The 18,543-nt window shown below is 69.4% G+C and carries 18 protein-coding genes and 2 pseudogenes; 11 read left to right on the forward strand and 9 right to left on the reverse strand.

What is annotated here, in order from left to right:
* A partial coding sequence (locus E1193_RS05930; RefSeq protein ID WP_132181034.1) for a beta-galactosidase occupies positions 1-1,686 on the forward strand: 1,686 nt, incomplete at its 5' end.
* 22 nt (positions 1,687-1,708) lie between these two features.
* Here the strand turns inward: E1193_RS05930 and E1193_RS05935 are convergent.
* Positions 1,709-2,359, reverse strand: coding sequence for a LysE family translocator (locus E1193_RS05935; protein WP_132181036.1), 651 nt, complete (start codon positions 2,357-2,359; stop codon positions 1,709-1,711).
* A 107-nt stretch (positions 2,360-2,466) separates the two neighbouring features.
* Between E1193_RS05935 and E1193_RS05940 the strand changes: the two genes are divergently transcribed.
* On the forward strand, positions 2,467-3,087 hold the full coding sequence (locus E1193_RS05940) for a GNAT family N-acetyltransferase (RefSeq protein WP_132181038.1): 621 nt from the start codon (positions 2,467-2,469) through the stop codon (positions 3,085-3,087).
* 29 nt (positions 3,088-3,116) lie between these two features.
* Here E1193_RS05940 and E1193_RS05945 read toward each other — a convergent pair whose 3' ends face one another.
* Positions 3,117-3,512 (reverse strand): DUF1232 domain-containing protein, encoded by a 396-nt coding sequence (locus tag E1193_RS05945; RefSeq protein WP_132181040.1) that lies wholly within the window; start codon positions 3,510-3,512, stop codon positions 3,117-3,119.
* A gap of 134 nt (positions 3,513-3,646) precedes the next feature.
* On the opposite strand from E1193_RS05945, the gene E1193_RS05950 reads away from it, so the two are divergent.
* From E1193_RS05950 to E1193_RS05960, 3 genes are all read left to right on the forward strand, one after another.
* Entirely contained in the window at positions 3,647-4,132 is a 486-nt protein-coding gene (locus E1193_RS05950) for a DUF1992 domain-containing protein (RefSeq protein WP_132181042.1), read from the forward strand.
* 399 nt (positions 4,133-4,531) lie between these two features.
* Positions 4,532-6,454 (forward strand): ABC transporter ATP-binding protein, encoded by a 1,923-nt coding sequence (locus E1193_RS05955; RefSeq protein WP_132181044.1) that lies wholly within the window; start codon positions 4,532-4,534, stop codon positions 6,452-6,454.
* A gap of 29 nt (positions 6,455-6,483) precedes the next feature.
* Complete coding sequence (locus E1193_RS05960) at positions 6,484-7,434, forward strand: serine hydrolase domain-containing protein (protein ID WP_132181046.1); 951 nt, start codon at positions 6,484-6,486, stop codon at positions 7,432-7,434.
* A 363-nt stretch (positions 7,435-7,797) separates the two neighbouring features.
* Here E1193_RS05960 and E1193_RS05965 read toward each other — a convergent pair.
* From E1193_RS05965 to E1193_RS05980, 4 genes and pseudogenes are all read right to left on the reverse strand, one after another.
* Positions 7,798-8,115: pseudogene (locus E1193_RS05965) on the reverse strand (transposase); the annotation flags it as partial.
* A gap of 224 nt (positions 8,116-8,339) precedes the next feature.
* Positions 8,340-8,618 carry a hypothetical protein gene (locus E1193_RS05970; RefSeq protein WP_132181048.1) on the reverse strand — a complete coding sequence of 93 codons (279 nt, stop codon included), beginning with the start codon at positions 8,616-8,618 and terminating at the stop codon, positions 8,340-8,342.
* A gap of 290 nt (positions 8,619-8,908) precedes the next feature.
* Positions 8,909-10,003 (reverse strand): winged helix DNA-binding domain-containing protein, encoded by a 1,095-nt coding sequence (locus tag E1193_RS05975; RefSeq protein ID WP_132181050.1) that lies wholly within the window; start codon positions 10,001-10,003, stop codon positions 8,909-8,911.
* 16 nt (positions 10,004-10,019) lie between these two features.
* Positions 10,020-10,754, reverse strand: a complete 735-nt coding sequence (locus E1193_RS05980; RefSeq protein WP_132181052.1) for an alpha/beta fold hydrolase — start codon at positions 10,752-10,754, stop codon at positions 10,020-10,022.
* Positions 10,755-10,835: 81 nt separating this feature from the next.
* Here E1193_RS05980 and E1193_RS05985 point away from each other — a divergent pair, with 81 nt between their 5' ends.
* From E1193_RS05985 to E1193_RS32420, 4 genes are all read left to right on the forward strand, one after another.
* Complete coding sequence (locus E1193_RS05985; RefSeq protein WP_007073636.1) at positions 10,836-11,807, forward strand: YafY family protein; 972 nt, start codon at positions 10,836-10,838, stop codon at positions 11,805-11,807.
* Between the two features lie 646 nt (positions 11,808-12,453).
* Positions 12,454-13,095, forward strand: a complete 642-nt coding sequence (locus E1193_RS05990; protein ID WP_243707312.1) for an RNA polymerase sigma factor — start codon at positions 12,454-12,456, stop codon at positions 13,093-13,095.
* Positions 13,096-13,248: 153 nt separating this feature from the next.
* Positions 13,249-13,500 carry a hypothetical protein gene (locus E1193_RS05995; RefSeq protein ID WP_132181054.1) on the forward strand — a complete coding sequence of 84 codons (252 nt, stop codon included), beginning with the start codon at positions 13,249-13,251 and terminating at the stop codon, positions 13,498-13,500.
* A 36-nt stretch (positions 13,501-13,536) separates the two neighbouring features.
* Positions 13,537-14,034 (forward strand): CU044_5270 family protein, encoded by a 498-nt coding sequence (locus E1193_RS32420; protein WP_207922581.1) that lies wholly within the window; start codon positions 13,537-13,539, stop codon positions 14,032-14,034.
* Here E1193_RS32420 and E1193_RS06005 read toward each other — a convergent pair.
* Positions 13,969-14,610: a hypothetical protein gene (locus E1193_RS06005; RefSeq protein ID WP_243707313.1), complete on the reverse strand. Its 642-nt coding sequence runs from the start codon at positions 14,608-14,610 to the stop codon at positions 13,969-13,971. The two genes, E1193_RS32420 and E1193_RS06005, sit on opposite strands and share 66 nt — an antisense overlap.
* A gap of 165 nt (positions 14,611-14,775) precedes the next feature.
* On the opposite strand from E1193_RS06005, the pseudogene E1193_RS06010 reads away from it, so the two are divergent.
* Positions 14,776-15,669: pseudogene (locus tag E1193_RS06010) on the forward strand (IS982 family transposase).
* Here E1193_RS06010 and E1193_RS06015 read toward each other — a convergent pair.
* Together E1193_RS06015 and E1193_RS06020 are read right to left on the reverse strand one after the other, a co-directional pair.
* A complete protein-coding gene (locus E1193_RS06015) occupies positions 15,638-16,111 on the reverse strand; it encodes a hypothetical protein (protein WP_243707314.1) in 474 nt (157 codons plus the stop codon). The pseudogene E1193_RS06010 and the gene E1193_RS06015 sit on opposite strands and share 32 nt — an antisense overlap.
* A gap of 89 nt (positions 16,112-16,200) precedes the next feature.
* Positions 16,201-17,139 carry a LysR family transcriptional regulator gene (locus tag E1193_RS06020; RefSeq protein WP_132181056.1) on the reverse strand — a complete coding sequence of 313 codons (939 nt, stop codon included), beginning with the start codon at positions 17,137-17,139 and terminating at the stop codon, positions 16,201-16,203.
* A gap of 79 nt (positions 17,140-17,218) precedes the next feature.
* Here E1193_RS06020 and E1193_RS06025 point away from each other — a divergent pair, with 79 nt between their 5' ends.
* On the forward strand, positions 17,219-18,253 hold the full coding sequence (locus tag E1193_RS06025) for an EamA family transporter (protein ID WP_207922582.1): 1,035 nt from the start codon (positions 17,219-17,221) through the stop codon (positions 18,251-18,253).
* The last annotated feature ends 290 nt before the right edge of the window (positions 18,254-18,543 follow it).

Genomic DNA, 18,543 nt, shown 5'->3' on the forward strand with positions numbered 1-18,543 from the left:
CGCCTGCACCACGGCAGCCGCGACACCTACTGCGCCGCCGCCCCCGCCTACCGTGCCGCCGCCCGCCGCATCGCCGGCGTGCTCGCCGACCGGTACGCCGAACACCCGGCCCTGGCCATGTGGCACGTGCACAACGAGTACGGCACCAGCTGCCACTGCGAACACACCGCGGCGGCCTTCCGCACCTGGCTGGCCCACCGCCACGGCGACCTCGACGCGCTCAACGCCGCCTGGGTGACCAGCTTCTGGAGCCAGCACTACTCGGACTGGGCCCAGATCGGCACCCCCCGCGCCACCCAGTACCTGGCCAACCCCGGCCAACTGCTCGACTTCCGCCGGTTCTGGTCCGACACCCTGCTCGCCGCCTACGTCGAGCAGCGGGACCTGCTGCGCGCCGCCAACCCCCGGGTGCCGATCACCACCAACTACGTCCTCGGCGACTGGGTGCCGGTCGACCATGCCCGCTGGGCGCAGGAGGTCGACCTGGTGGCGATCGACCACTACCCGTCGGCCGTCGACAGCGGCGCCGAGGAACAGACCGCGCTCGCCGCCGACCTGGCCCGAGGCTGGGCCCGACACGCCGCCGGCGGCGGATCGCCTGCCTGGCTGCTGATGGAGAGCGCCGCGAACCAGATCTACACGCGCCGGCGGATGCACACCAAGGAACCGGGCCGGATGATCCGGCACAGCCTCTCCCACGTCGCGCGCGGCTCGCGCGGGGCGATGTTCTTCCAGTGGCGGGCCCCGGCCGGCGGGGCCGAACGCTTCCACGCCGCGCTGGTGCCGCACGCCGGCCCGGACAGCCGGGTCTTCCGGGAGGCGGTGGAGTTCGGCGGGACACTGGAGCGGATCGGCGAGTGCGACGCGGGAGCCGTCGAGGCCTCCGTTGCGATCGTCCACGACGCGGCCAGCAACTGGGCGTTGCAGCACCCCGGCCTGCCGTCCGAGGAACTCGACCACCAGGCCGAGGTCGCCGCCGCGCACCGGGCGCTGTGGAGCGCCGGGTACGCCTGCGACATGGTCGTCCCGGGAGACGCCGTCGAGGCGTACCGGCTGCTGGTGCTGCCCGCGCTCTACCTGGCCTCCGACGCCACCGCCGACTGGGTCCGCGGGCACGTCGCGCGTGGCGGACACCTGCTGGTGACCTGGCTCAGCGGCGTCGCCGACGAACACGCCCGGGTCCGCCTCGGCGGCTACCCGGGCGCCTTCCGGGACGTGCTGGGGGTCCGGGTGGAGGAGTTCCATCCCCTCGCCGACGGCGAGCAGGTGCCGCTGTCGCGGGGCGGCACCGGGCGGATCTGGGCCGAGACGGTGCACCTGGCCGGCGCGGAGATTGTCACCGCGTACGTCGGCGGGACGCTGGACGGCCAGCCGGCGGTGACCCGGCACCGGTCCGGCGCGGGCGCCGCCTGGTACGTCTCGACCCGTCCCGACGACGAGACGTACCGACAGTTGATGGTCGAGGCCGCTCGCGCGGCCGGCGTTCACCCGGTCTGCCCGGACGCGCCACCCGGCGTCGAGGCAGTCCGCCGCCGCGCCGGCCAGACGAGTTGGCTGTTCCTGATCAACCACACCGACCGGCCGCAACCGGTCCCGGCCGACGGGGTGGACCTGCTCACCGACACGGCGGTCGACGGCAAGGTGATGGTGCCGGCCGGCGGTGCCGCCGTAATCCGCGAGACCTGACCCCCGGGTCGCCCGGACGAGGTCAGGGCACCGCGACGGCGGCGCGGGAGCGGTCCGCGGCGATACGCACCGCAAGGCCCGCCAACACGGTGCCCATCACGTACCGCTGCGCCCGCGCCCACCCGGGCCGCCGGGTCAGGAACGCCGACACCGACCCGGCGGTCGTCACGATCAGCCCGTTGACCGTCAGCGCGACCGCGATCTGGGTGAGGCCGAGCAGCAGGCTCTGCACCGCCACCTGCCCGCGCGCCGGGTCGACGAACTGCGGCAGCAGCGACACGTACAGGATCGCGATCTTCGGGTTGAGCAGGTTGGTGACCAGACCCATGGTGAACAGCCGGCGGGGCCGGTCCGGCGGCAACGGCGTCGGCGTGAACGCCGAGCCGCCGCCCGGGCGCAGCGTCCGCCACGCCAGCCAGAGCAGGTACGCCGCCCCGGCCAGCTTAACCGCCGTGTACAGCGGTGGCACCAGCACGAACACCGTGGCGATGCCGGCCACCGCGGCCGCCAGGTAGACCAGGAAACCGACGGCCACCCCGAGCAGGGAGACGAACCCGGCCCGCCGGCCCTGGGTCACCGACCGGGACACCAGGTAGACCATGTTCGGCCCGGGCGTGAGCACCAGGCCCAGCGCCACCAGGCCGATCCCCGCCAGCGCACCCACCGTGACCATCAGCGCCCCCGTCCTCGTTGGGCGTGACCATAACCCGCCCCACCGCGGCGACCCGACAGCCAATTCGGGACTGCCGGCCCGGGGTGACGGTGGGTCACACTGCACGGATGTCGATGACGTTGCCTGTCCCGGCCACCGGGTCCACCCCCGCGCTCGTCCTGCGCCCGTGGCGGGCCGACGACGTCGAGGCGCTGGTGGCGGCGCACCGTGACCCGGTGCTGCGATCACATACCCGGCACCCGCTGCGGGACGCCACGGAGGCGCGCCGCTGGGTGATCCGCGCCGGCCAGGGTTGGGCGGCGGGACGCCGGTTCAGCTTCGCGGTCTGCGAGGTGACCGGCACCTCCGAGCGCCTGGTCGCCCACGTCCTGCTCAAGGAGGTCGTGCCCGGCCGGCCGGACGCGGAGGTGGGCTACTGGACCGCCGCCGACGCCCGCGGCCGGGGGGTGGCCTCCCGAGCGCTGGAGGCGCTCTCCGACTGGGCGTTCACCCGGTTCGCGGCCGCCGGGCTGACCCGGCTCGAACTGCTCCACCAGATCGACAACCCGGCCTCCTGTCGGGTGGCGGAGAAGACCGGGTACGCCTTCGTCGAGGTGCTGCCGGCCCGGCCGCCGTGGCCGTTGGACGGGCACCGCCACGTACGCCTGCGCCGTACACCTCCGGCCTCGACGGCTGCTCCGGCCTCCGGTCGCTGCCCCGCCCCCGCCGTCCCGTCGACGGCCCGATGACCACGAGCTGACGGCTGGCCTGCCGACGGTCAGGCCGGTGCCGGGCCGAGCAGACGCAGCAGCAGTCGCGGCTCGCCGGGCCAGGCGGCCAGCAGCACCTCACGGGGCACCTGCCGCCCGGCGTAGCGCAGCGCCAGGGCCACCACGACGATGTCGTCCAGCGGCCCGATGACCGGTAGGAACTCCGGGATGAGGTCGATCGGGCTGGCGAGCCACAGCCCGGCCAGCACGATTGCCACCCTGGCCCGCCGAGGCACGCGCGGGTCGGCGCGCAGTCGCCGCACCGTGGTCAGGCAGTCGGGGATGAACGCCGCCAGATCCCGCAGCACGCCCGGGGGCAGCCGCCGGGCGAGCAGCACCAGCATCGCCCAGCTGGCGACCACGCACCCCGTTGCCACACCGAGGCCCGCCAGCCAGTCCCGCATGTGCCCTCCTCCACCGGTCCCGGCCGGAATCTACGCCGTGTCCTCCCGTCCTTGGTCCGGCCGGGGATGCCCGCAGACCGCGGCGGTGCCGCGCGTCCCGGGTGGTGGCTACCGTGGGAGCGGGAGGTGTCGGGGTGAGCAGCGGCATAGAGGCGAGAGTCGAGGCGCAGATCCGCTCCGCGCTGGAGCGCGGCGAGTTCAACAATCTGCCAGGCGCGGGCAAGCCGATTCCCGGCCGGGATCTGCCCTACGACGAGTCGTGGTGGATCAAGAGCTTCCTGGAGCGCGAGGCGCTGCCGACCGACCTGCTGTTGCCCACGCCGCTGCAGTTACGTCGCAAGATCGAGAAGCTTCCCGACGAGGTTCGCGACGTGCCCACCGAGCAGGCCGTCCGGGCGGTCGTCGCCGACCTCAACGCCCAGATCGTCGCCTGGCTGCGCAACCCGGACGGGCCCCGTGTCGTCGTGCGTCCGGTCGACGTCGAGGACGTGGTACGGCGGTGGCGCGCACAGCGGCAGCCGCCGGCGACGGCACCGACCGCGACGACGACCGCGCCGCCGGCCACCGCCGCACTCGCCCGCCGGCGGTGGTCGTGGCGGCTGCCTTGGCGCCGCCGCTGACCAGCGGCATCGCGGGCCACGCGGCGCTGATGGACAGCACGCCTGACGGCAGCAAGATCTCGACCGGCCTGCTGCGGCGGAGGATCGCGGCCGAGGTCGGCCTGTGGCCTGTCACGGCATCGCTGCGACGTTCGGGATAAAGAGGGGGGACGCCCCGAGCAGGTTGTTGCTAGGGCTGGGTACGGACCATGCTCGCCGAGTTCCGCGCCGTTTCCCAGCGCCTCCCTCGCGGACCGCACCTCGTCCACGGCACCACAAAAATGGAGAGCGAGCGCCGCGCGATATCGCCTAGCCTCGCGAGGAGAACCACGCCCACCGGCACGAAGAGGAGACGGGTCATGAGGACATCCGGCGGTTTCCCCGGTTCCCTGTCTGTCTCCACCGCCGGAAAGGCCCTTCGTGCTAGGTCTGTTCGAAAACCCTGTTGATCCCTTCCCGACCGGCGACAACCGCACCCCGGCCGCCGACGTCCGACGGTTCCTCCTGACCGAACTCCGGCCGCTACGACCGGTCGTCGCCGCGGCCGTCGCCACCACGATCCTGTGCGCCGCGATCGAGGTGTGGCTCATCGGGTACGCCGGCCGCCTGGTCGACACGCTCGCCGCCGGAAGCCCGGACACACTCTGGGCCGACCACGGCACCGAGCTGCTCATCGTCGCCACGTTCGTACTGCTGATCAGGCCCCTGATCAATCTGGCCGGCGAGGCGCTGGACGACATCGCGTTCCGCGCCAACGCCCGCCCGCTCGCCCGCTGGCGGGCACACCGGCACGTGTCCAGGCAGTCCGTCGGCTGGTTCCGTGACGACCTCGCCGGACGGATCGCCAGCTGGGTCCGCGACGGCGGCGACGCCGCCAGCACCGCCGCGTACTCGGTCGTCCACACGCTGGTGTTCGTGATCGCCTACATAGCCGGCTCGGTGTGGTTGATGTCCGCGATCGACGTACGCCTGCTGCTCCCGCTGGGCGCCTGGATCCTGGCGTACGCGCTGCTCATGTGGTGGGCGGTGCCGCGCTACCGGCGCGCGTCGGAGCGCCTGCAGGACGCGGAGTCCGCGCTGACCGGCCTGCTCGTCGACTCGTACGCGAACGTCGACACGCTCGCGCTGCTCGGCGACCCGGACTCTCGTACCGAGCACGACCGCCGGGTGTTCGCGGCGGCCAGGCGCGCGCACCTGGACGTGCAGCGGGTCGAGGTGACGATCAACAGCAGCATGATGGCGCTCGGCAGCGCGCTGCTCGTCGGACTCGTCGGGTACGGGATCGCGCTCTGGCGTACCGATGCGGCGCCCATGGGTCTGGTCGCCGCCGCGCTGGCGCTCAGTTTCCGGATCACCGCCATGGCGGAGTGGCTGCTGGATGCCGTGTCGTCGTTGTTCGGCTCCGTCGGCGCGCTGCGACGGGCCCTGCGGACCATCGCGCAGCCGCTCGCGGTCGCCGACAAACCTCAGGCAACCCCGCTGCGGATACGGGGTGGAGCCATCAGCTTCTCGCAGGTCAGCCACCACTATGGCCGACGCGGGGGTGGGCTCGACCGGCTGAGCCTCGACGTGGCCGCCGGTGAGCGCGTGGGCATCGTCGGCAGGTCCGGTGCGGGCAAGTCCACGCTGGTCGGCCTGCTGCTGCGGTTCCATGACGCGGAGTCCGGCAAAATCATGATCGACGGCACCGACATCACGGACGTGACACAGGAGAGCCTGCGAGGCCATATTGCGATGGTCGCCCAGGAAGCCACGCTGCTACACCGCTCCGTGCGGGAGAACATCGCCGGCCCCGGCAGCGCCGACGACGCACAGGTCGAAACGGCGCTGCGCCGGGCATCCGCCGACGGATTCGTCGCCGCACTGCGGGACGCGGACGGCCGGACCGGCTTGGACGCGCACGTCGGTGAGCGCGGCGTGCGCCTGTCCGGGGGGCAGCGGCAGCGGATCGCACTGGCCCGCGCGTTCTACCGGAACGCGCAGATCCTGGTCCTGGACGAGGCCACGTCCGCGCTCGACTCCGAGGCAGAGGCCGCCATCCACGACACGCTGGACGAGGTGATGACGGGCCGTACGGTGATCGCGATCGCGCACCGGCTCTCCACCATCGCCCGCATGGACCGGATCGTGGTCCTCGACGCCGGCCGGATCGCCGAGCAGGGCACCCACGCCGAGCTACTGGGACGCGGCAGACGCTACGCGGACCTGTGGTCGCGGCAGTCCGGTGGATTCCTCGGCACGGCCGCCGGCCAGGATGGACACGGGCGCGTCCGACAGATCCTCGAATCCGAGGCCGAGCGGCATACCGTCGCCGGTCCCAGCGAGTCCCCAAGTCGCCCATGAGCTCTGACATGGGCCGGTAGCGTTACGGGATGTTGGCGCTGCCACAACTCCTTGCCGAGACCGGCTACCGCCCCGACGAACCTGTCGTGGTCGGCCTGGACACCACCAGCGCGATCGTCCTACAGGCGTCGGCTGGTGAACAGCTTGGGCCGGACACCCTCACCTACACCGCATCGCTGGCCAAGCAGTTCACCGGCGCGAGCGCCGCCCTTCTCGTCCAACGTGGGCTTCTTGATATCGATGCACCGCTGGCCCGTTGGCTACCGGAATTGCCCAGCTGGGCGCAGCACGTGCGCCTGCGCCATCTGCTGCACCACACAGCGGCACTGCCAGCCGAGTCCCAGATACGGGCTGCGTTAGCCACCGCCGGCCAGATCGACTGGACCAGTCAGGCGGTGCTCACCGCGTTGGCCACCTGCCTGACATTGCCCGGGGTCCCAGGAAGCGAACACGCGTACTCCAACATCGGCTACATCTGCCTGGCCGCGACCCTCGAACGAGCTACACAAGTGCCACTTTCGACGTTTGCGCACCAAGAGCTGTTCGCAAAGCTGAACATGACGAAAACCCGATTCTGGTCAGGGCCAGCACCCGCACCGCCGGGTGCGACGCCGTTTCCGGCTCGACCCGCACCATTGTCGGTCGGCGACGGCGGCCTGTGGAGCACCGTGGGAGACCTGCTGCGCTGGAACCAGGCGCTGCACACCGACGAACTCGGGATCTCCGCACTCCTGCACAGCACCGGCACCCTCGACGACGGCACTCCGTTAAAGTATGGATGGGGCGTCGCGGTCCGCGAGCACAACGGCTACACCGTTCACTCCCACGGCGGGGCATGGCCCACCCTGACCAGCAAACTCGTCCGGCTCCCCACAACCGGCCAGAGTGTCGCCGTCATCGCGGCGGCCGACGGCATCGAACGAATGGTCACCCTCACCGACCGCCTGCTGGACCTCCTGGCCGCCGACATCAGACGCTGAACCAGCACGCACACCACCAAGCTCAGAGTTTCCTCGAACCCAGGGATCCGTCAGCGCTGCCAGACACCACAGACACCCGGGTTGCCCCCGAAGGGGCGCCCGTAGCTTCCAGCGAGAAAACAACGCTAAGGATCTGAGCGGACGGTGCTGGACTGGGTGTTGCCAGCCGGTCACGATGGGGTGATGGGTGAGGTACGTCCGCGGTGGGCGAAGGCTGTCACCGGCAGAACGCGAACGTCGTCTGGCGCAGAGCGCCGCTGATGGCCCGTCCGTAGTTTTCAGACCAAAAACAACGCTAGGAACTGAGGGGGTTGAGGGAGTGTGTCGATTTCCGTGTTTGGGCCTGTGGTGTGATCGAGATTGTCAGATGGCGATCCGGTCGCTGTAGGCGAGGATCAGGGCGTTGAGGGCTTTGGCCCAACCGTGGACCCGGTCGGTGGTGCTGCCGCCGCCTCGGCGTTTCTGTTGGACGGCGAGGTAGAGGATCTTCATGGCGGCCTGCTCGGTGGGGAAGTGTCCGCGTCGTCGGGCGGCTTGCCGGAACCGGGCGTTCAGGGACTCGATGATGTTGGTGGTGTAGAGAACCTTGCGGACCTCGTGGTCGTTGTCCAGGAACGGCACGAACTGCGGCCAGGAGGCCCGCCACAGTTTGATGACGGCCGGGTACTGGTCGCCGAACTCGGCGGCGAACGTCTCGAAGCGGGCTTCTGCGGCGGCGACGGTGGGGGCGGTACCACACCCAGGTCAAACACGGAAATCTACGCAGTCCCGCCACCGACCGCTGCGGCTGACCGAGGTCGCCCCGGCAAACAGCTGATCACCTGGGTTGAGGAAGATCGGTACTGCGTCTAGCGGTAGTGATGATCTTGCTCGTTAGCCGATCGGCGTGCGTGATGCGCCGGGTGTCACTGCTCAGCTACCGTGACCGCGCCATGAGCGACACGGCTCACCAGCAGCGGCAGCGGGACGCCGAACGAGAGGCGGAACGAATCCGCAGCCTGCTCCGACAGCACGGCGGCCACGAGTACGACCCCAGCCGCGAAGAGGAACACTACGAAGGCGGCTTCGAGGTCGCAGTCGGGAAAATGGAGGCCCCCATCGCGTTGGCGGCTTCCAGTCGAAGAGATCTTCGCCGCTGTTGCCGACGATCCGTTCGACGAGTGGGTACAGAAGCCGCCAGACATCTTCCACCTCACCCAAGCGTGACGATACCTCCCGCGAGGTCGTTGCGCTAAGCCATGTCGAGCTGCCCCCGGAAGCACCCGCGATGAACGAAAGGCGTACGGCAGGCTTCTTCAGCACCAGGTCCAGCGTGACTGCCGCGGCCGATCGACAAGGTCTGGCGATGGTCACCAAGTACGAGCAGTTACTTCGGCAGCCACTTCGTCGCCGAACTCCGCCGTGGAGCAGCGTTTCGCTACCAGTTCCCGAGACGGTCACGTCACCTACATAACCGGCCCGGCCGGCCTGCGCTCTACGGTTCGATGAGTGCGGTGGAGCGCAGGAAGCGCACGACGGCAGCGGTTTCCGTGTCGACTTCGGTCTGGATCTGAGGTGGCCAGGGCTGGAACGGCTCCACCTGGATCGTGCGTCCGCCGGAGCGGCGCGTCCAGGTGGCGACGGCCAGGCCGTCGGCGACTACGGTAGCTCGGATGGTTCCGCCTCCGGGCCAGACCCGGGCTTGGTGGGCCGCGGGGACGGAGCCCTCGCGGGTTCGGGAGCCGGTCAGGTAATTGTCGTAGGCCGGGAGCAGACGTACGTCGGGCGTGCGGGGCGTGTCCAGGGGCTGGTGGCCGTGTCGGGCGAGCGCGGTCAATCCGGCGTCCGTGGTGATCGTGCCGGATTGCGCGAGTTTCTTCCATGTGCTGCGTGCCCAGGTGATGGGTAGCCCTGACCAGGCTGCGAAGTCTTCGACGCCTGCGGGCGCGAAGGCGATCAGGTAGCGGCGGGCAAGCTCGGCGAGGGCGGCGTCCTGCTCGAGGTGACTTCCGGTGCTGGGCAGCCAGTCGTCGAGCAGGACGTAGGTGGCGTCTGCGGCGCGCTGCGGGCCGTGGCAGATGATGCCGGCGAGTGCCGCGTGGCGGATCAAGTGGAAGGGCGCCTGTCCGTCAGGGGAAATGCCGAGGGCGGTGAGGTGTTCGGTCAGCTCGGCTCGAGTCAGCGGCCCGTGCGTGCCCAGTACGCGTCGGATCAGGTGGTCGGCGCGCTGGCGTAGGTCGTCGTCCAGGCCGAGCTGCTGGTAGCGGCGGCTCGTCGCCGCGAGGAAATGCGGGCCGAGCAGGCGCAGCGCCCAGCGGGCGTCCTCGCCGGGGATGGTGTGCAGGGTGCCGCGCATGAACCAGTTGCGGACGATGCTTCTCTCGTCCTCGTACGCGGTGCGAATGGCGCTGGCCGTGATGTCGCGGCCGCGCGCGCGGATGCCGAGGTCGGCTGCCGTGGCGTCCTGCGCTTGGATGGCGAAGACCCGCCGCACGACCGCCGCGGCGCAGTCCTCCCGGACGCCGTCGGCCAGTGCTTGCGCGCGGGCGCGCATCCGGCGGACGCGCTCCTGGTGAAGCATCGGATGCATCTGCTGCTCTGCGCCGTCAGGAGACGGCCGAGCCGAGAACGTGTGCGAGTTCGGCTGGGGCCGACAACATAGGCCAATGCCCCGTCGACAGGTCGAAACGCCGCCACGGCGGCTGGTTGAGGAACGCCAACATCGGCACCCCGGCGTCCAGCAGGTTCTTGAAGTCGTTGCAAGCGACCAGGACGCGGTCGACGTCTGGGCTGGGTTCGGCCGGGCCGGCGAGCCGCTGCTCGAAGGTGCCGAACGGCTGGGAGGTGGCACCTGCGCGCAGAAGCCCCCGCTTGTTCTCGTCGAGTCCGTAGAGGCTGCTGGACAAGCCCAGGACGTCAAAGGGCGGCATCGGCAGTCGCCACCCGTCGCCGAACTCTGCTACCTGCTGGCGCAGCTGGTCGACAGCCTCGGGTGGCATGAGGTCAAGCATGCACATGCCAGCGGCGAACGGGGCGCTGTCCACGTAGACCACACGCTCCAGCCGATCGCCAAGGCGCCCGGTGGCCCCGGTGACGGGAGCAGCTGCGTAGCTGTGGGCGACCAAAGTGACTTCGCGCAGATCGCGTCGCTCGACGAAGTCAGTGATGTCCGCAATATGGGTTTCCAGGTCCGTCTCCGGGGTGCCCCGGTCGGCGTACTCGCCGAGACCGGTCAGCGTCAGCGGCAGCGCCGTATGCCCGCGCTCACGCAGAGCCTGCGCGGTGTCTTCCCAGGCCCACGCGCCGAGCCAGGCGCCGGGAACGAGTACGAAGGTAGCCATGTGATCTCCCTGAAGTGAGGTGCCGCCGCGAGCGTAGGATCAATACAGGACAAGTTCCGCCCTGAAATGGTCGAGTGATCCATGTCGCATCCCCTCACCCGCGTATTGACCCTGCTGGAACTCCTCCAGTCGCACACGCGGCTTCCCGGCTCCGAGCTGGCCGATCGGCTCGGCACCGACGTCCGCACCGTGCGCCGGTACGCCGCGCACCTGCGCGAACTTGGCATCCCGGTGGAGGCCGAACGAGGACGCCACGGCGGCTACCGCCTGGCCCGCGGCTACCGGATGCCACCCTTGGTGCTCACCAACGACGAGGCCCTCGCCGTCGTCGTGGGCCTGCTTGCCGCTGAGCGGCTGGGCATGAGCATGACCACCCCCGCGAATTCGGGCGCACTGGCCAAGATCGAACGCGTCCTACCGCACAGCCTGCGGGAGCCGCTGGCCGCCATGCGAGAGACCTTGTCCTTCACGACGAACGCGGTGACCGCACAGGCACCCGAGACGAGTGTGCTGCTGGCCCTGGCCCAGGCGTCGCGCGCCCGCACCACCGTCGGCATCAGCTACCTGTCCTGGCACCAGGACCAGACCGAACGTGACCTCGATCCCTACGGCGTCGTCTTCCATCGCGGCCGCTGGTACGCCGTCGGCCGCGACCACCGGCACGACAGCCTACGGACCTTCCGCATCGACCGCATCGCATCAGTCACGACCCGCACGCAGACCTTCACCGCCCCCGACGACTTCGACCCCGTCACCCACCTGACCTCGGCACTGGCTCAAGTGCCCTACCGCTGGGACGTCGAGGTTCTCATCCACGGCCCGCTGGACGACATCGCCCGCCGACTGCCCCGCTCCGCCGTGACACTCACCGCAGACACCGCCGGTGTCTTGATGCACGCAAGGGCAGAGCGCCTGGACGGAATGGCCCACCTGCTCGCCTCCCTGGAATGGCCCTTCACCATCCACCGACCCGACGAACTACGGCAGGCCCTGAAGAACCTGGCCGACCAGCTCACAGCAGCCGCAGAGCGAGCACCGGGACAACCGTCGTAGCGGGATGCCGCGACCAGCTCACGCCCGAGCCCTGGCTCGATCATGAAGGTGCCGGAGCTCGGACAGAATCGCGCGATGAGCAGGCAGTCGCCGATCAACGGCACACGAGGGCGTCTCCCACGGGCGGATTGACAAACGAGCTGGTTGAGCTGGCCGCGACACGGCGGTCAACGCACCTGCTTCGGGTGGCGATCGACGCACCGGACACCGCCAGCAAGACAACCCTCGCAGACGAGGCGGCCGATAAGCTCACCGCGCAGGCGGCAAGGTGATCCGGGTCGGCGTCGATGGCTTCCAGCAGCTACGAGCCGTGCGACACCGGCGCAGCCTGCCCGCGGAAGGGGCTTCTACCAGGACTCGTTCGACTACGCGGCCCTACGCGGGTTGCTATTGGACCCGTTGGGCCGGGGCGGTAATCGTCGCTACGGACCAGATGCGACCAGTCGTTCGGTGGTCGGACTCCCAGGACGCTCGTTGGATCAGGGGAGCGGCCCGATGAGCTGCACGAACGCAGGTTGGAACAGTTAAAACTCTCCTGACCCTCAGCTCGGCCAGTTCGCTGTGCCTCGCCGCCTCGCTGATGGAAATTCTCGGCGTGAACTCGAAGTGGGGCTAAGTGGCGATACATGGGTGAGAGCCGGCAGGTATGGAGGGTCTGACATGGGGCGAACTGGTGGGTGTGCCGTACATGCTGGTTGATCAGCAGATCGTCGCAGAGCAGGAATCGGATGCCTGGTACGTGGAGGCTTCTCTGGTCGACCACTCCTTGTTCACGGTCCTCTACGACCGGCATGCGGCGGCCCTGTACCGGTACGCCCACGGGCGCGTTGGTGCCGACGTCGTGGACGACGTGGTGTCTGAGACGTTCCTGGTCGCCTTCCGCCGTCGTCACCGCTACGACGTGTCCCGGCCAGATGCGCGGCCGTGGCTGTTCGGGATCCTGACCGAGGAAATTTCGCACTATCGGCGGCGGGAACGGGCGCACTACCGGGCGATAGCTCGCTGCGGTCCGGTCGATGTCGCCCCCGATTTGGCAGAGCAGGCGGTGGCAGGCGCGGCCGCTTACGCGCTGCGGGTACCGCTGGCGCGGGCCATGGCCGACCTGCCGGCCAGAGACCGCGATGTCCTGCTGCTCATCGCGTGGGGTGGGCTCAGCTACGAGGAGACCGCCCAGGCAATCGGCATCCCGGTGGGAACAGTGCGGTCACGGCTCAGCCGTGCCCGACGCAAAGTCAGCAGTGCGCTCGGCGGCGACGACCCGACGCGCGCGGTGGAGGAGACGATGTGAACGACCGGCAGCTCATTGATCAGGTTAGGACGTTGCTCGAACCAGTGGAGCCGCCACCACACCTACGGGGCAAGGTAGACCGAATGATCGCCGGTACCGCAAGGCCGGCGGTCCTGGAGGCTTGCTACGGTCGGTGCTACGGCGACCGTCGGAGTGCTTGCGCTGCTGGTCAGCTCGGTGGTGAGCATCGATGGAAAACCGCCGGCTGCCACTGCCCAGGCAGCAGAGATCCTCCACCGGGCCGCTGACACTGCTCGGGCCGACCGGACTCCGGCCCCCCGCGGCGACCAGTTCATCCTGACCACGACGAAAGGCTTCGCCCCTGTCGCCGGACAAAACGAGCCCGCGACGACTCTCACCCGCTCGTGGAAGTCCGTCGACGGCACCCACGACAGCCTGATCTAGGAAAGCGACCCGCCGGCCGGCGGCCGGCAGTCAACGGTGATTCCCGGGTGCCGGAATGGGCGGGCCAAAGAGTGGGGGCCGGACGGCAGCCTGCTGAACGCCACCCGGCCATGCACGCCAACCCCGGCCTACCTGAAAAATCTGCCGACCGACGCCACCAGCATGCTCAACTATCTGCGGCGGATGAATGGCCGCACCACGGCGAGCAACGAAGAAATCTTCGCCAACATGGGTGAGCTGATCCGAGGATACTTGCCCGCACAATCGCGAGCCGCTCTGTACGAGGCGGTGACGAAGATTCCCGGAGTGGTGGCCTCTGGGTCCATGACGGACGCTGCAGGTCGGTCCGGCATCGCCGTTTCCCTCGTGGGGAACATCGACCGGTACGACCTGATCTTCGAGCCGCAGACGTACCGGTTCCTCGGCTGGCAAGTCGTACCGAAGGACGAGAGCCGTGGGCCAGTCCGATCACAGGTGATCTTGAACGTGACCGTCGTCGACCGTGCCGGTCAGGTCTCGAAGTACCCAGACTAGGCGTCGACAGCGCGCAGGGGGCGGCCGCCGGGGCGTTGGCCGCCCCCTGCTCACGCGCGGGGTCCCGGCCGACGGCGCGCGGAGTACAAGTCCGATCACGGCGGTGTCGGGGGTGTAGGACTGGTAGCTGAAGCCGGCGATCTGGCTTAAGGTGCCCGGCTCGGACGGACCGGCGTCAGTGGCACGCAGCGTGGCTAACATGCGGTCCCGGTCGGCGCTGGGGACGAACTGCTGCTCGATGGTGGGTTCCCAGTAGTTCCGGCCAAGGGAGTAGCTGGACCTCATGCCGATCTGCGCGGCGGCGATCAGGGCGCCTTCGGGGGTGTGCGCGAAGCCGGACGCGGTGGTTCCCGTGGCTCGTTTCGGGCCGGCGGTGGCGCTGACCGGCACGGCGAGCGGACCGACTAGTTCCCACCGGACGCCGGCCGGTGCGGTGGTCGGCACAGCGGTCGGCAGCGCCTGCGGGGCGCTGCTGTCAGCCGGCGTCGGGTTCGTCGGCGGCGTATCGCCACCGACGTTGTCGCCGTCATTTCCTCGGGGGAGCACGGCGATTAGTAGCCCGGCGACGATGACCACCAGGACCAGCGCGGCGGAGGCGATGAAGCCGGGTCGGGTCCAGGGGGCCGGTCGGCGAAGTCCTGGGTGGTAGACGAGCGCAACATCGGTGTTCCTCCTAGACGAGTAGTCCCGAAGTCAGGGGTCGATGTCTGGGCATGAGGAGAGGGCATCCAAGATCATGTTGTGACGCAAGACCTGGATACCCTCTTGACCGCACTGTACGTGAAGATCGACGACAGCATCCGCACGCCCCGGTGGCGTGGCAGGCCGCCGCTGTTGACCGACTCCGAGTTGGTGTGCCTGGCCGTGGCGCAGGTCCTGCTCGGCGCCCGGTCGGAAGCGCACTGGATCCGCTATGCCCGCATCCACCTGCGCGCCTGGTTCCCGTACCTGCCGCAGCGGCCGGGCTACAACAAGCGGCTGCGCGCCGCACTGCCGCTGGTCAAGAAGGCGATCCGGGACCTGGCCCGGGATAGTGACTTCTGGTTCGACAACCACTGGATCGTCGACTCCACCCCGATCCCGTGCGGCATGTCCCGCCCCACCACCCAGCGCTCGGACCTGGCCGGGTGGGCTGGGTATGGCTATTGCGCCTCGCACTCCCGGTTCTTCTGGGGGCTACGCCTGTACCTGGTGTGCACCCCGACCGGGATGCCGATCCTGTGGGCCCTGGCGAACCCGAAGATGGCGAACGGGAAGTCCTCGCCGCGATGGTGGACCTCGAGGCGGACGTGGTGGCCGAGCACGACGGGATCCTGCTGATCAGCGACAAGGGATTCGCGTCCAAGCCGTTCGAACGGCAGTTGGCCGAGCAGGGCATCTGAACTGCTCCGCCCGTCACGCAAGAAGGAGAAGGCCCGCTACGGCGAGGCGATACTCAAGAAGGTCCGCCAGCTCATCGAGTCGGTCAACGACACCCTCAAAGGCCAGCTTGACCTGGAACAACACGGCGGACGGACCTTCGCCGGCGTCGCCGTACGCGTCGCCCAACGCCTCCTCGCCATGACCGCCGCGATCTGGCACAACAACAAGACCGGCGCACCCGTCACCCGGTCACTGATCGCCTACGACCACTGACCGAACTTCGGAACAACTCGTCTAGGAAAACAGTGCCCGTACAGCGGGTTGCGGTCGTCGGCGAACAGCCGGTCGAGCCGGGTACGGGGGGATGGCCTTGTCCCGGGTTCGGGTGACCCTGCATGCGTTCCAGGCGCCGGCCGGGGTCGGTGGTCAACCAGTCCTGGCGGTGGCAGTAGACGCTGAACGAGGTCAGCGCGGACAGGCGCTTGTTCCAGGTGTTCGCGGCCCCCTCGCCCCAGCGGGCCATCGTCTGCTCGTAGATTTCCGGGACCAGCGCAGCAACCGGCAGTTGGTCGCCGGCGGTCTCGCGCAGCCGGCGCAGGGTCTCGGTGTAGGTGGCGCGGGTGGCCGATCGTCGGCGAAACCGGTCGAGGAACGCGTCGACGGCGACCACGAGCGCCACCGGGCGGCGAGCGGTCGGCAGCGGGATCACGGACACCTCGGCGGCTCCTTGCGGTGATGTGACACAGAATGGGGCCGAGTGGCCCTCGCCGTGGTGACGGCGTCCCGCAGGTAGCGGCGGATGGATCATTGGCTCTGTGACAGACAAAACGGGATTGCTCCCTCGAGGGGGAGAGCCGGCTGGGCCTCATCGATGGAGAGATTGAGCTCGGTGAGGAATGCTTTCGCTGCCGGGGTGAGCGAAGAGCGGTTCCAGATCAGGTGCTCGATGCGGGTGGGTGCGTCGCGGACCGGGACTGTGGCTACTCCGGTCAGGTGCGGGGTGTACATCGAGGCGAGCAGGGCGACGGCCAGGTTCTCCCGGATGAGCCGGAGCATCAGGACGTCGACTGTGGTGACCTCGAACGCGACGTCCCGGTGTACTCCCGCGGCGGCGAAGGCGAGGTCGGACTGAGCGCGCCCGGCTGTTCCCGCCGGGAGATCCACGAACGCCTCCGTGGCCAGCCGGGCCAAATCGATCTCGGTTTCCGCGACGAGCGGATGATCGGGGGCGACCACCGCTACCAACCGATCTTCGGCCAGCTGCTTGCTGCCGACTCCTTCGGGCCGCCTGGTCACCGGCAGGCCGAGGAAGGCGAGGTCGATCGCGCCGACCTTGACGTCTTCGATGAGCTGCTCGCTGCTGCCGACACGTAGGCCGATCCGGACCTGCGGGTACTTCTTGTGGAAGGTGTGCAGCGCGGATGGGATGTCGACCGCCGCGACGGTGGGGATCAATCCGACGGCAAGCCGTCCCCGAACCTCGCCGATGGTGGCGGCGACCTCGGCCGCGGCACGCTCAGCCGCGTCGAGGCACTGCCGCGCCACCGGCAGGAACGCCTGTCCCGCAAGAGTCAGCCGTACCCGCCGGCTGGTGCGCTCGAATAGCCGGGTCCCGAGTTCGCGTTCCAGTCGGGCGATCTGGTGGCTGAGGGCGGACTGCACAACGAGGCATCGTCCGGCGGCCCGCGTGAAGCTGTTCGTCTCCGCGACAGCGACCACGTACCGCATCTGCTGAAGTTCCATTTATCCATCTTGATTCACGATGGCTGGTGTGACAACGATGTGTTGGACTCATCGCTGCCGTGCGTCGAGGCTTGAACGCATGAACATCTTGGTTACCTCGGTGACCGCCCTCGCCCCTCTGGTGTGGGGAACAACCTACGTCGTCACCACCGAACTGCTGCCGCCGGGCCATCCGCTGTTCGCCGCGCTCGTGCGGGCGCTGCCGGCCGGGCTGATCGCGATCGCTCTCACCCGTACGCTGCCGCGGGGAACCTGGTGGCTGAGGGCCACCACGCTGGGGCTCCTCAACATCGGACTGTTCCTACCCCTGCTGTTCGTCAGCGCCGAACGACTTCCCGGTGGCGTGGCCGCCACCTTGGGCGCCGCGCAGCCGCTGATCGTGGCGGTCCTGGCTGTGGCAGTGCTGCGCCAGAACCCGTCGGCGTGGCACTTCGCCTGGGGGATCGTAGGGGTAGCCGGCGTCGGCCTGGTGGTGATCGGACCGGACGCGGGCTTCGACCCGGTCGGCGTCGCGGCCGGTCTCGCCGGGACGAGCGCGATGGCGCTCGGCGTGATCCTCACCAAGCGCTGGGGCCGCCCGGACGGGGTCGGCCCGACGGCGTACGCGGGCTGGCAACTCACCGCGGGCGGGTTGTTCCTGCTACCGGTGACCTCGATATTCGAGGGTGCCCCACCCGCGGTCGACGGACCCGCCGCGCTCGGCTACCTCTGGCTGGGACTGCCGGGCTGCCTGATCGCCTACATCCTGTGGTTCCGCGGCATCACCATGCTGCCGGTCACCTCCGTCGCCGTACTGGGCCTGCTGTCGCCGATGATGGCCGCATTGCTAGGCGCGGTGCTGCTCGACCAGTTGCTGAGTCCGACCCAACTGCTCGGCTTCGCCCTCGCCCTCGCAGCGATCGTCGCCGCCCAGCTCACCCCACGCAGCCTGAGTCAGCCCCCAACCCCCTCTGAAATGGATCAACCGTTGACTATCACTGTTGTCGGTGCAGCCGGGATGGCCGGATCACGCATCGTCGCCGAGGCCGGCCGTCAAGGACATCAAGTCACCGCCGTCCTGCCTGGTCCCCCGGTCGGACACCCTGCCTCCCGAGGTCACCGACGTTCGCGGTGACGCCACCGACGTCGAGCTCATGACCAAGCTGTGTGCCGACGCCGACGCCGACGCCGACGCCGACGCGGTCGTGGGCATGGGCGCCACCCGGCCGGCGCCTGGCGCGGAGCACACCGTCACCGCGATCACCACGGCCCTGCTCGACGCCGCGGCCGCGGCCGAGACACGGATCTTGTTCATCGGTGGATCCGCGCCGCTGCTGGCACCCGGCGACGGGCTCATGTTCGACGCTCCCGAGTACGTACCGTCGACCTGGCGCACCATCGCCGCCGCCAACATCGCGCAACTGG

Origin of the sequence: Micromonospora sp. KC606 (assembly GCF_004348675.1) — a bacterium.
GTDB lineage: Bacteria > Actinomycetota > Actinomycetes > Mycobacteriales > Micromonosporaceae > Micromonospora.